The sequence below is a fragment of the Litorivivens sp. genome (genome assembly GCF_057445395.1).
In genome coordinates this window covers 25,992-37,495 of sequence record NZ_JBVBUV010000010.1, presented here as the reverse complement: position 1 = coordinate 37,495, position 11,504 = coordinate 25,992, and the positions used below count along the sequence as shown (strand labels likewise).

The following is an 11,504-nucleotide window of genomic DNA, read 5'->3' as shown; positions in this document are numbered from 1 at the left end:
CGGGGCTCAGGCCTGCTCTTTCCGAGTAAATACCAGCTCGCTGGCGGAAGACTGCTTAGCCTGGTAGCTATAACCCTCCCAGTCGAACGCTTTGAGTTCCTCAACGGATTTAACCCGGTTCTTGATGATGTAGGCACTCATCAGGCCACGCGCCTTTTTGGCGTAAAAGCTGATGATTTTGTACTGGCCGTTTTTCTGATCTTTGAATATCGGCGTGACAATGTTGGCGTTCAGTGTTTTTTTCTTGACGGACTTAAAGTACTCATTGGAGGCCAGGTTAATCAGCGTTTCGGTCCTTGCCTCTCCTAAGGCTTCGTTTACCGCCTCGGTAATCTGCTGATCCCAGAATGCATAGAGGTCTTTTCCTTTGCTGTTGGCAAAGCGGGTTCCCATTTCGAGACGGTAGGGCTGAATCAGATCCAGAGGCCTCAGCAAGCCATAGAGACCGGAAAGGATACGCAGGTGCTTCTGGGCAAAGGCGAAATCGCGCTTGCCAAATTGCTGGGGGTCGAGCCCTTGGTAAACATCCCCTTTGAATGCGAGTACGGCGGGTCGGGCGTTATCCGGCGTAAACGGCGTGCTCCAGTTCATAAAACGCTGGTGATTCAGTTCGCCGAGGGCAGGGCTGATCTTCATCAAGCTGGAGATGTCGTCCGGCGACAGGCTGCGCAGCTCGTCCACCAGTTGCTGCGACTGTTCGAGAAAGTCGGGCTGGGTGTGCTCTTGGGTTGGCAGTGGAGATTCAAAATCCAGTGTTTTAGCGGGCGAAATAACCGTTAGCATCAAAACTGTCCGTAAGCTCAAGTAGTCGTGTGGAAAATAATCACTACGTTATAATGGCGGGCTTGGATATTGCCCGAGGCAGCGAATGCGAATAATAACAGCCCTGTCGTCAACTCTCGACGCCTATAGCGACACCGTCGGCAAGCTCTTGGCGTGGCTCTTGCCGTTGCTAATGCTCAATACGTGTGCCGTGGTGTTTCTGCGCTACGGGCTGGAGCAGGGCTCAACCTTTATGCAAGAGCTATCCATCTACCTGCACGCGACTATCTTCATGCTGGGCGCAGGATACACCCTCAAGCGTGATGGGCATGTGCGGGTCGACATTCTCTACCGCAAGTTCAGCCCGCGCCGTCAGGCTTGGGTCAATGCCCTGGGCACGCTGGTATTTCTGCTGCCGCTGTGCGGCTATGTGGTGCTGATCAGTTGGGATTTTGTCAGCCATGCGTGGCAGATAAAGGAAAGCTCTGCTGAACCCGGCGGCATACCTGCGGTATTTGTGCTGAAAACCCTGATTCCATTGATGGCCGTCAATCTGGCAATTCAGGGGGTGGCGGAGTTTTGCCGGTCGCTGGAGGTGCTGTTAGAGGCCGAGGCTCCCACCCATGGTTGAGTGGATTCCCCTGTTGATGTTCGCCGCCGTATGCCTGGTGCTGATTTTGGGCTATCCGGTGGCCTTCTCGCTGGCGGGTACGGCGATGTTGTTTGCGGGTGTGGGCATCATTGCCGGTTGGTTTGATCCCAGTTATCTCACGGCTCTGCCCTCGCGTCTGTTTGGCACCATCAATAATGTCACGCTGATGGCGGTACCCCTGTTCGTATTGATGGGGGTTTTACTCGAGCGCAGCCGTATTGCTGAAGATCTACTCGACACCATGGCCAAATTGTTCGGTCGTTTGCCTGGCGGCCTGAGTATCGCGGTAATTCTGGTTGGCGCGCTGTTGGCGGCCAGTACCGGGATTGTCGGTGCAACGGTGGTAACCATGGGTCTGTTGTCGCTGCCCAGTATGCTTAGGCGTGGTTACGACCCGGCGATTGCTACCGGCACTATCTGCGCGACAGGAACGCTCGGTCAGATCATTCCGCCGTCAATTGCGCTGGTGCTGCTCGGTGACACACTCTCTACCGCTTATCAGCAGGCGCAATTGAACATGAACGTGGTCAACCCGGAAACCGTGTCGGTGGGCGACCTGTTTATGGGCGCGTTGATCCCGGGGCTGCTATTAGTGGCGATGTATCTGGTCTACGCGGTATTCATCGCTTGGCGCAACCCGCAGCGGGTACCGCCTGCGACGGATATTGGCAAAGTGCCAATCAGTCAGTTGGTCGCCAATCTGTTGCCGCCGGTTGTGTTGATTGTCGCCGTGTTGGGCTCGATTCTGATTGGCGCGGCGACGCCTACGGAAGCGGCCGCTGTTGGCGCGCTCGGCGCGGCGCTATTGGCGCGCCTAAAGGGTGAGCTGTCGTTCAAGCGCTTGGGTGAAGTGGGGCAATCGACCCTCGAAGTCACCTGCATGGTTTTTATGATCCTGATCGGTGCGGCTGTATTCTCGCTGGTGTTTCGCGGCTATGGCGGCGATGATCTGATTCAGTCACTGTTTGAGCAGCTCGGTGGCGGCGTCGGGGTCGCGGTGCTGGTGGTGATGGTGGCCATCTTTCTGTTGGGGTTTATACTCGACTTTATCGAAATCACCTTTGTGGTGGTGCCAATCGTCGCACCTATTCTGTTGGCGATGGGGGTTGATCCGGTCTGGCTGGGCATCATGATTGCCATCAATCTGCAGACCTCGTTCCTAACACCGCCGTTTGGCTTCGCTCTGTTTTACCTGCGCGGTGTGGCGCCCGAGACGGTACACACCCGCGATATTTATCGGGGCGTTGTGCCCTTTATCTGCTTGCAACTAGTGATGCTGGTGATTCTGGCCGTGTGGCCGGATCTGGCCACAACACTGCCGCAGTGGGTGCGCTCGCTGCGCTAGTCAGCGTGCAGATAGCAAAAACAATCACAGCTTATTGGTTGGGTAGGGGATGCCTCTGATTGACAGAGCTGCGGGAACCACATACCGTTGGCTGATTTGGCCAGCTGCCCGCACAGTAAGCGGCCCCTTGTACGAAGGATTCAGCGGATGCGAAATATAGACGATACCCCTCAGCCGGCTGGCGAATTGGCTCTGCAAACCCTGGCCATGCCGGCAGATACTAACCCCAGCGGTGACATCTTTGGTGGTTGGCTGTTGTCACAAATGGATTTGGCCGGTTCTATTACTGCCTCGCGCCGAGCTCAAGGCCGGACTGCTACCGTGGCGGTGACCGGAATGGCCTTTCTGACACCGGTGAAAGTGGGCTCTGTGGTTAGCTGTTACACCGATATTGTCGAGGTGGGTCGCAGCTCCATTCGCATTAATGTGGAAGTCTGGATAAATCCGCACAAATCGCCAGTGAAAGTCACCGAGGGTGAGTTTGTGTTTGTGGCCATCGATGAAAATGGTCGTACTCGAATCGTGCCGGACGACGACGAATAACGCCCGTATAACTCGCCCACTGTTAGCTAACACACAGGTAATGATGGGCGTGAGCACGCTGTAGTCCAATTGGTTTTCACACCTAACAATAATCTGGAAAACCCCATGGAATTGAAAGGCAAAGTTGCGCTGGTAACCGGCGCTACCAGTGGTATCGGTGCCGCCACGGCTGAGGCGATGGCAGCAAAAGGCGCAGAACTGTTCATCATCTGCCGAAGTGCTGAGAAAGGGCGCGCGTTGCTGGATGCTATCCGCCGCAATACCGGCAACGAGCAGTTGTCGATGATTGTTGCAGACCTGAGCGTGCAGGCCGATATTCGCCGTGCGGCCGCAGAATTTCTCGACACGGGAAAGCCGCTGCACCTGCTGATCAATAACGCCGGTGTGATCTATACCGAGCGCAAGATAAGTGCCGATGGTCTGGAAGAAACGTTCGCCGTTAATCACCTGGGATACTTTCTGCTAACGGAGTTGCTACGCGACCGGATTGTTGACAGTGCGCCAGCGCGGATTGTGAGTGTTGCCTCAGGCGCGCATGCCTTCTGTAAACAGATTTATTTTGACGATCTCAATTTTGAGAATCGGCCGTATAAAACCTTTGAGGTATACGGTCATTCGAAACTGGCGAATATCCTCTGGAACCGCGAGTTGTCGCGGCAGCTTGAAGGCACCGGTGTCACTGCCAACTGTGTGCACCCCGGCGCAGTCGCGTCAGGTCTTGGCAAACAGAATGGTCTGCTTGGAAAGGTGATAACGGGACTTGTGTCGCCGTTTTTTCAGTCGCCGGCGAAGGGTGCTTCCACCTCAATCTATCTGGCAACGTCGCCGGCAGTGGAAGGTGTGACCGGGAAATACTTTGCAAAGTGCGCAGAACTTCAGCCAAAGCCCTGGGCAGAGGACGATGCGGCGGCAAAGAGACTGTGGGACGTTAGTCGCGAACTGGTGGGAATGGCTGGCTAGTGGATTGGCCCGCAAGGCTGGCACCTGTTTCCAGGTGCTTGCCCTGCGGGCGAAGTGTTCAAATCTCGATCTGGGCGATCGCCCAACCTTCCAGAAACGGTCCGACCACTTTCTCCAGCAGTTCGGCATGGGCCGGGCTTGCCACGTAGTTATCCAGATCGTCCTTATTGTTGAAATCCAGCATCAGCACGTAGTTAAAATTCCCGGGGTAGAAATTCTTGTCCGGGCCGTGGCAGATATTCTGGATTGTCGGAATTTTTTCTGGCAGTGCAGCGTAAGCCTTGTCAAAAATCTCCAGTTGCGCGTCGTCGATTTCCTGGTTCCATTTCAGTAGTACAAAGTGTCGGATCATGGGTGGTTTATTCCTGTTCCAAATTGCGGGTATTAATATACGCCTGCTCGGAAATTCGATGGTAATTGCTGGCGCCATCGAGGAATTTTTTCCAGCTTTGGTACACTTTTTTGGCCATCGGGTCGCTTTCGGTGATGTCGGCGTAGTACTCGTAGGCCGCTTTTCGCAAATGCAATAGTACGTCGTCCGGGAGCTTTTTCACCTGAATGCTGTGCTGGTCTAGCAGCCGGTTCAGGGCGGCATTGTTGCGCGCCGTATACTCGTCGAGCATGTCCTGGTTGGCGTAGCGGGCTGCAATTTCCACGATGCGCTGCAGGTCTTTGGGTAGCGACTCGAAGGCTTCTCGGTTTACTGTGATCTCGAGTGTGGGGCCCGGTTCGTGCCATCCCGGGTAGTAATAGTAGCGGGCAACCTCGTGGAGCCCCAACGCCATATCATTGTAGGGCGCGACCCATTCGGTGGCGTCGATAACGCCGGTCTGCAATGACGTATAGAGCTCACCGCCAGGCAGAGTTACGGCGGTGCCGCCCGCCCGGGTAAAGACCTCGCCCCCCACGCCGGGAATACGCATCTTCAACCCTTTCAGATCCGCTACTGAGTTGATCTCCTTGTTAAACCAGCCCGCCATTTGCACGCCCGTGTTGCCGCCAGCCAGCGGAATCACGTTAAAGGGGGCGTAGACTTCGCGCCACAGCTCAAGTCCGCCGCCGTAGTGGAGCCAGCCGTTCATTTCCTGGGCGGTCATGCCAAACGGTACAGACGTGAAGAAGGGGGCTGCGGGCATCTTGCCTTTCCAGTAGTAGGCGGCACTGTGACCCATCTCAACGCTGCCGAGTGAGACTGCGTCAAACACACCCAGGGGCGGTACCAGTTCGCCACCACCGTAAACTTTGATTAACAGGCGGCCGCCGCTCATTTCCTTTACAGCTTTGGCGAAATGTTCCGGCGCGGTACCCAGTCCTGGATAATTTTTCGGCCAGCTGGTAACCAGCTTCCAGTGGTAAACTTTTTGATCGCCGGCGGCGGTCAGGGTATCGCTGCTGAAGTCTTCGGCCTGCTCGCCCACATACAGCCAGAACAGGCTGACGAGAGCTGCGACCAGAGTCAGAATGATGAGGGATTCTTTATTTTTATGGCGTGAACTCATGACTTCTCACTTGCGGTTTTGTGCGTCAGGGCAGTAGTACCTGACATTAAAATCGTGGTGCGTTTGGTCGAGTGCCAACAACGCTGGCTCACAGCGCCTCTAGCTTGGCGTACTGCAGAACCAGCCACTTGCTGCCCTCGCTTTCAAAGTTGACCTGCACTCGAGTGCTGGCGCCCTGGCCCTCAAAATTGAGGATGGTGCCCTCACCGAAAATACTGTGTAGTACGCGCTGACCCAGGGTGAGTCCAGTGTCCTCGTCGGTGCTGTGCATGCTGGTGTTGGCGAAGCTCACCGGTCGGGAGATCTGGGTATTGCAGCGCACTTCGTTCATCAGCTCTTTCGGTATTTCGGACAGAAAGCACGATGGCGCGTTGTAATTCTCCTGGCCGTGCAGGCGACGGGTTTCTGCGTAGGTCAAGAAGAGCTGTTGCTCGGCGCGGGTGATGCCCACGTAACACAGGCGACGCTCCTCTTCGAGACTCTGTTCTTCCATCGACATGCGGTGCGGGAACAGGTTCTGTTCCATGCCGGCAATGAACACTACCGGAAATTCCAGGCCCTTCGCCGAGTGCAGTGTCATCATCTGCACGCTGTCTTCGTATTCGTCGGCCTGTTGTTCGCCAGCGTCCAATGCAGCTTGGTCGAGGAAGGCGCGCAGTAGTGTTACTTCCTCGTCTTCACTTTCAAAGGTGCGTGCAGCGCTGACCAGTTCCTGCAGGTTTTCTACCCGTGCCTGACCTTTTTCACCTTTTTCTTTTTTGTGAAATTCTATTAGCCCAGAGGCTTCAATGGCGTGATCTACCTGCTCATCGAGGGGAAGTTCTGCAATGGCGCTTTCCATGCTGCCAATCAGCTCAATGAAAGCCTGCAGTGCGCCGCTGGCGCGAGCGGGCAGTACTTTTTCTCGCAGGCAGAATTGCGCGGCCGCCCACAGCGAACACCCCTGATCGCGGGCGAGTGTGCGCAGCTGGTCCAGTGTGCGCGCGCCAATGCCTCGTGTGGGGGTGTTGATAACACGCTCGAGCGCGGCGTCGTCATCGCGGTGTACACACAGGCGCAGGTAGGCCAGTGCATTGCGGATTTCCAGGCGATCGTAAAAGCGTTGCCCGCCGTAAATGCGGTAGGGCAGGCCCGCGCGAATCAGGTTTTCCTCCAGCACCCGCGATTGGGCGTTGCTGCGATAGAGGATAGCTATATCACTGCGGGCGAAGTCGCCGCCATTTGTAAGACTGTCGATACGCTCAGTGATAAAGCGCGCTTCGTCCTGCTCGTTGAAGCCGGCGTACACTTGAATGGGATCGCCTTCGTCGCCCTGACTCCACAGCTCTTTGCCCAGTCGGTCACGGTTGTGGGCGATCACCGCGTTGGCGGCCTTCAGGATGGTTTGGGTAGAGCGGTAGTTCTGTTCCAGCCGGATGGTGTCAACGCTGTCAAAATCACGCGCGAACTGCTGAATGTTTTCAATGCGTGCGCCGCGCCAGCCGTAGATTGACTGATCGTCATCGCCGACAGCCGTGATTGGCACCTGTTTGCCCGCCAGAACCCTGAGCCAGGCATATTGGATGGTATTGGTGTCCTGAAACTCGTCTACCAGAATATGACGGAAGCGATTCTGGTAATGCCCCAGCAGAGCCGGGTGGTTCAGCCAGATTTCGTGGGCGCGCAGTAACAGTTCGGCGAAATCTACGACCCCTTGTTGCTGACAGATTTCTTCGTAGCGCCGGTAGACCCGCAGCATCGTGGTAATGAACAGGTCGGAGCCGTAATCCTCTATATGCTGGGAGCGTTTGCCTTCGTCTTTCTGGGCGTTAATGAAGTACTGGGACTGGCGCGGCGGCCAACGGCTTTCGTCCAGCTCCAGTTCGCGGTGGATGCGCTTGAGCAGGCGCAACTGGTCGTCGCTGTCGAGAATCTGGAAGTTGTCGGGCAGCCCTGCCTCTTTCGCGTGTGCTTTGAGCAGTCGGTGTGCCAGCCCGTGAAAAGTGCCTACCCACATGCCGGCGTGGTTAAACCCGAGCAGATCTTCTATGCGGCTGCGCATTTCGCGCGCGGCTTTGTTGGTAAAGGTGACCGCCAGAATACTATGAGGTGAGCAGCCTTCCGCCTGAATCAGCCAGGCAATACGGTGCACCAGCACGCGCGTTTTGCCACTGCCGGCACCGGCCAGTACCAAGCTGTTTCCGGGGGCGGCAGCAACGGCCTGGCGCTGCGCGTCGTTAAGATGATTGAGAATGTGTGATACGTCCATGGGGTGGCATTCTAGCGTGAATCGGGCGGCGAGTGGGATGTTGCTTGCTGGTTTGTTCTTAGCCCACAGGCTTCAGACCTCGGCCGCTGAATCGGCTACAATCCCCCAAAAGGAGTCGTACCCACCATGAAACCCCGCAACATTATTCGCGCTATCGAAAACGGTCGCCACGAGCTGCGCAAATCTGAGCGCAAAGTGGCCGATTTTGTGTTGGCCAAGGCGGAAGATGTGATTCACATGCGCATTGTGGATCTGGCGCAGGAGTCTCAGGTGAGTGAGCCGACAGTGGTGCGTTTCTGTCGCGCCATTGGGTGTGATGGTTTTCAGGCCTTCAAGCTTGCGTTGGCACAACATGTGGCGCACAGCCCGCGCTACCAGCAGTACCGCTTTACTGAGCAGGACTCGGCCCATGAATATACCTTTAAGGTATTTGATGCGACCATGGAAACCTTGAAGCGGGTTCGCGACAATATTGATGTGGGTGCGATTGAAAAAGCGGTAGAAGCCCTGCGCAGCGCGAATCGGGTGGAATTTTACGGCTTTGGTGCCTCGGGCGCGGTTGCTAGCGACGCGCAGCACAAATTTTTTCGTCTGCAGATTTCTTCCAGTGCCTACTCCGACCCTCATATACAGGCCATGTCGGCGATGTCGCTGCGACGCGGTGATGTGGTGGTCGCGATTTCCCAGTCCGGGCGAACGCGGGCCCTGCTTGATGCCATCCAGCTGGTGAAGGAGGCCGGTGCCACAGTGGTGGGCTTGGCGCCCAGCGGTACGCCGGTGGTGGAGGCCTGCGACCTGCCTATTTACATTGATGTTGAAGAAGACAACGAAAACTATACCCCGCTGCCCTCGCGTATTGCCCATATGGCGGTGATTGATATTCTGGCGGTGGGTGTTTCCCGAGCCAAGGGACCATCGGTGCGTGAGCACCTGGCTACACTGAATCGCGGCCTGCAATCATTGCGGGTACTGCGCGAACCCTGAGTAACTGGAATGGGTGTTGCGCGAGCCGTCTGGCTCCGGCCGTAGTTGCATATGCCCCGGTGCTGGGCTAACTTGGCGTCAAATAACGTTTTGCCAGCCCCAAGGAGATCAGAATGAAACTGGTAACAGCGGTGATCAAGCCCTTTAAACTTGACGACGTGCGCGCCGCATTGTCAGACGTAGGAGTGCAGGGTATCACGGCGACCGAAGTGAAAGGCTTTGGCCGTCAGAAAGGCCACACTGAATTGTATCGTGGCGCAGAGTATGTGGTGGATTTTCTGCCGAAGGTAAAGTTGGAAATCGCGGTAGCAGACGATCAGGTCGAGCGCGTTATTGAGGCTGTGTCGAAGTCGGCGAACACCGGAAAAATTGGTGACGGCAAGATTTTTGTCAGCGCACTGGAGCAGGTTATACGTATCCGCACTGGAGAAACTGGCGAAGAAGCCATTTAGGCCTCCGGGCCTGCACTGCCCGGTGCAGGCCACCCCTCCTCCTTTGAGAATATTCCCCTGCAATAAGCTGTAATAAGCGAAAGCTCGAATAGAACAAAATATACTAGCGCCCGCGAATTCTACCTATTGTGTTTTGAACGCCAAACGTGCAATTTTGGCCGGAAATCTGTTGTGGTGATGTGGATACAAAAGCGAGGTTTACATCATGGGGACGAGCCGACGAGACAGTGCGTTTGACGACGACTTTACCGAAAGTGTCGAGGAGCCTTGGGACGATACCGAGGATACTCATACACTGACGGCGCGTGAACGTATTCGCAGGCAGCTGGCGGACGATGTTGAGGCGTATCTGGCCCGAGGTGGACAGATTCAGCACCTGGAAACTACGGCACATGCGGAGAGTCACGCAGAGAAAGTGGGCGACAACGATTTCATTTAGCCGCTATTTTCTCAGTATCGCCTAGCTGGTCAGTTCGCGGATCAAGTCCGGAACGCTATGCCAGTGCGAAAAGCCTGGGCCAACAGCTTGGTGCTTTCCGGTAATTCTTGCTTGCAAGGTGTGCATACCAAGCAGGCGTGCCGGTTCAATATCATGATAAGGGTCGTCGCCGATATGGAGTGTCTGCGCCGGCCCAGCCCCACCAATATCCAGTGCCGCACGAAATATCTCTGGTGCAGGCTTGCTGATTTTTACCTCCTCTGCCCGAACAGCCCCGCTAAAATACCGTCCGATAGGCATGCGTGTTACATCGGCATTGCCATTGGTCAGCGCCACCACAGAGAAGTGTTCGGCCAGCCATGCCAGTCCGGCTTCAGCGTCGGGAAAGAGTGATACGGCCTGACGCGCTTCCAGAAAAACTTCAAAGGCTTGGTCTGATAGGGTGCGTGCGCGCTGCTTGCTAAACCCGGCTTCCAGCAATTGGCAGTACAGGCTGTCGCGTCGCCAGAGACTGATATCGTGCTGCAGCTCAGGATGCTTTTTCAGGTGTTGCAGACGATAGTCTCGCAGATCGTCGCTGCTCAGGGTGCTGAACAGCTGGGCTTCCTCGCGACAGAGGAAATTGTAATAGACCACCTCCGCGCGGGCGATCACATCGGTCACCGGCCACAGGGTGTCGTCGAGGTCGAGGGTGATCAGTTTAATGTTCATGAAGACTCTTTTTTACGGCGTGCCGCGCGCGGGTGTGCTTTGTCATACACCTTGGACAAGTGCTGGAAATCCAAGTGGGTGTAAACCTGGGTAGTGGACAGATTGGCGTGTCCGAGCAGCTCTTGTACGGCGCGCAGATCGCTGCTGGATTCCAGCAGGTGGCTGGCAAAAGAATGGCGCAGCATGTGGGGGTGTACAGACTGATAGATACCCTGCTTTTTGGCGAGCAGTTTCAGTCGCTGTTGTATGCTGCGAACCCCGAGTCGCGCTCCGCGCTGGCCTATAAACAGCGCAGTTTCGCTTGGGTCGGCGCAATGCAGGTCACGCACTTTCAGCCAGTTTTTCAGTGCGGTAAGCGCGACGGAGCCTACAGGTACTGTGCGGGTTTTGCTGCCTTTGCCGGTGACGGTGACTAGCGCGCTGTTGAACTGGATGTCGAGCGTGTTCAGTGAAGCTAGCTCCGCCAGGCGTAACCCTGAGGAATAAAACAGTTCGGCGATGGCCTGGTCTCGCGCTTCAATCCAGTTGTCAGTGGGGCCAGATAGCATCTGCTCCATCTGTTCCGGGCTGAGTGCTTTGGGTAGTCGCTTGGGCGACTTCGGCGCCTGAATACCCAGTGCCGGGTTGTTGTCGCATAGGCCCTCGCGTACCAGGTAATTGAACAGTGTACGCAGGGCAGACAGTTGTCGCTGAATGGTGCGGCCACTGGCGCCGCCGGCGCGGCGGTCACTGACAAAATGGCGGATGGCGGCCACGTCGACCTGGCTGGCGGTATCGATTCGCCGTGTCTCGCAAAAACGGAGGAAGAGCTCGAGATCTCGGCGATAGCCTTTCAGTGTGTGTTGGCTGAGTCGACGCGCTGACTGCAGGTAGCTGAGACAGTGTTCGACCGCGTCACGCAAAGGCATG

13 protein-coding genes are annotated in these 11,504 nt (G+C 56.1%); 7 read left to right on the top strand and 6 right to left on the bottom strand.

Going from position 1 to position 11,504, the window contains the following annotated elements; genetic code table 11:
• Nucleotides 1-6: 6 nt before the first annotated feature.
• Complete coding sequence (gene yaaA / locus AC222A_RS05115) at nucleotides 7-783, bottom strand: peroxide stress protein YaaA (protein ID WP_372748969.1); 777 nt, start codon at nucleotides 781-783, stop codon at nucleotides 7-9.
• 85 nt (nucleotides 784-868) lie between these two features.
• Here yaaA and AC222A_RS05110 point away from each other — a divergent pair, with 85 nt between their 5' ends.
• The 4 genes from AC222A_RS05110 to AC222A_RS05095 all read left to right on the top strand — a co-directional run bounded on the left by AC222A_RS05110 (nucleotide 869) and on the right by AC222A_RS05095 (nucleotide 4,262).
• Nucleotides 869-1,393 carry a TRAP transporter small permease subunit gene (locus AC222A_RS05110; protein ID WP_372764688.1) on the top strand — a complete coding sequence of 175 codons (525 nt, stop codon included), beginning with the start codon at nucleotides 869-871 and terminating at the stop codon, nucleotides 1,391-1,393.
• Nucleotides 1,386-2,759, top strand: a complete 1,374-nt coding sequence (locus AC222A_RS05105; RefSeq protein ID WP_372758625.1) for a TRAP transporter large permease — start codon at nucleotides 1,386-1,388, stop codon at nucleotides 2,757-2,759. The genes AC222A_RS05110 and AC222A_RS05105 overlap by 8 nt, the downstream gene beginning before the upstream one ends.
• Before the next feature lie 147 nt (nucleotides 2,760-2,906).
• On the top strand, nucleotides 2,907-3,302 hold the full coding sequence (locus AC222A_RS05100; RefSeq protein ID WP_372749266.1) for an acyl-CoA thioesterase: 396 nt from the start codon (nucleotides 2,907-2,909) through the stop codon (nucleotides 3,300-3,302).
• 105 nt (nucleotides 3,303-3,407) lie between these two features.
• Nucleotides 3,408-4,262, top strand: a complete 855-nt coding sequence (locus tag AC222A_RS05095; protein WP_372758626.1) for an SDR family oxidoreductase — start codon at nucleotides 3,408-3,410, stop codon at nucleotides 4,260-4,262.
• Nucleotides 4,263-4,320: 58 nt separating this feature from the next.
• On the opposite strand, the gene AC222A_RS05090 is transcribed toward AC222A_RS05095, so the two are convergent.
• The 3 genes from AC222A_RS05090 to uvrD form a co-directional block, all read right to left on the bottom strand.
• Nucleotides 4,321-4,614, bottom strand: coding sequence for a Dabb family protein (locus AC222A_RS05090; RefSeq protein ID WP_372749268.1), 294 nt, complete (start codon nucleotides 4,612-4,614; stop codon nucleotides 4,321-4,323).
• 7 nt (nucleotides 4,615-4,621) lie between these two features.
• Complete coding sequence (locus tag AC222A_RS05085) at nucleotides 4,622-5,761, bottom strand: TRAP transporter substrate-binding protein (protein WP_372749269.1); 1,140 nt, start codon at nucleotides 5,759-5,761, stop codon at nucleotides 4,622-4,624.
• Between the two features lie 88 nt (nucleotides 5,762-5,849).
• Nucleotides 5,850-8,009 carry a DNA helicase II gene (gene uvrD, locus AC222A_RS05080; RefSeq protein ID WP_372749270.1) on the bottom strand — a complete coding sequence of 720 codons (2,160 nt, stop codon included), beginning with the start codon at nucleotides 8,007-8,009 and terminating at the stop codon, nucleotides 5,850-5,852.
• Between the two features lie 126 nt (nucleotides 8,010-8,135).
• On the opposite strand from uvrD, the gene AC222A_RS05075 reads away from it, so the two are divergent.
• The 3 genes from AC222A_RS05075 (at nucleotide 8,136) to AC222A_RS05065 (ending at nucleotide 9,884) form a co-directional block, all read left to right on the top strand.
• On the top strand, nucleotides 8,136-8,993 hold the full coding sequence (locus tag AC222A_RS05075) for an SIS domain-containing protein (protein WP_372759412.1): 858 nt from the start codon (nucleotides 8,136-8,138) through the stop codon (nucleotides 8,991-8,993).
• A 113-nt stretch (nucleotides 8,994-9,106) separates the two neighbouring features.
• Complete coding sequence (gene glnK, locus AC222A_RS05070; RefSeq protein WP_372750187.1) at nucleotides 9,107-9,445, top strand: P-II family nitrogen regulator; 339 nt, start codon at nucleotides 9,107-9,109, stop codon at nucleotides 9,443-9,445.
• Nucleotides 9,446-9,650: 205 nt separating this feature from the next.
• On the top strand, nucleotides 9,651-9,884 hold the full coding sequence (locus AC222A_RS05065) for a hypothetical protein (protein ID WP_372750188.1): 234 nt from the start codon (nucleotides 9,651-9,653) through the stop codon (nucleotides 9,882-9,884).
• A gap of 21 nt (nucleotides 9,885-9,905) precedes the next feature.
• Here AC222A_RS05065 and AC222A_RS05060 read toward each other — a convergent pair whose 3' ends face one another.
• The gene (locus AC222A_RS05060; protein ID WP_372750189.1) at nucleotides 9,906-10,595 is read right to left on the bottom strand and encodes an HAD family hydrolase; all 690 of its coding nucleotides are present in this window, start codon (nucleotides 10,593-10,595) and stop codon (nucleotides 9,906-9,908) included.
• Entirely contained in the window at nucleotides 10,592-11,503 is a 912-nt protein-coding gene (gene xerC, locus AC222A_RS05055; protein ID WP_372750190.1) for a tyrosine recombinase XerC, read from the bottom strand. Before xerC ends, AC222A_RS05060 begins: the two co-directional genes overlap by 4 nt.
• Between the last annotated feature and the right edge of the window lies 1 nt (nucleotide 11,504).

Coding starts and splice junctions, on each gene's coding strand:
- yaaA (WP_372748969.1), bottom strand. CDS start 783: ATGCTAACGGTTATTTCGCCCGCTAAAACACTGGATTTTGAATCTCCA.
- AC222A_RS05110 (WP_372764688.1), top strand. CDS start 869: ATGCGAATAATAACAGCCCTGTCGTCAACTCTCGACGCCTATAGCGAC.
- AC222A_RS05105 (WP_372758625.1), top strand. CDS start 1,386: ATGGTTGAGTGGATTCCCCTGTTGATGTTCGCCGCCGTATGCCTGGTG.
- AC222A_RS05100 (WP_372749266.1), top strand. CDS start 2,907: ATGCGAAATATAGACGATACCCCTCAGCCGGCTGGCGAATTGGCTCTG.
- AC222A_RS05095 (WP_372758626.1), top strand. CDS start 3,408: ATGGAATTGAAAGGCAAAGTTGCGCTGGTAACCGGCGCTACCAGTGGT.
- AC222A_RS05090 (WP_372749268.1), bottom strand. CDS start 4,614: ATGATCCGACACTTTGTACTACTGAAATGGAACCAGGAAATCGACGAC.
- AC222A_RS05085 (WP_372749269.1), bottom strand. CDS start 5,761: ATGAGTTCACGCCATAAAAATAAAGAATCCCTCATCATTCTGACTCTG.
- uvrD (WP_372749270.1), bottom strand. CDS start 8,009: ATGGACGTATCACACATTCTCAATCATCTTAACGACGCGCAGCGCCAG.
- AC222A_RS05075 (WP_372759412.1), top strand. CDS start 8,136: ATGAAACCCCGCAACATTATTCGCGCTATCGAAAACGGTCGCCACGAG.
- glnK (WP_372750187.1), top strand. CDS start 9,107: ATGAAACTGGTAACAGCGGTGATCAAGCCCTTTAAACTTGACGACGTG.
- AC222A_RS05065 (WP_372750188.1), top strand. CDS start 9,651: ATGGGGACGAGCCGACGAGACAGTGCGTTTGACGACGACTTTACCGAA.
- AC222A_RS05060 (WP_372750189.1), bottom strand. CDS start 10,595: ATGAACATTAAACTGATCACCCTCGACCTCGACGACACCCTGTGGCCG.
- xerC (WP_372750190.1), bottom strand. CDS start 11,503: ATGCCTTTGCGTGACGCGGTCGAACACTGTCTCAGCTACCTGCAGTCA.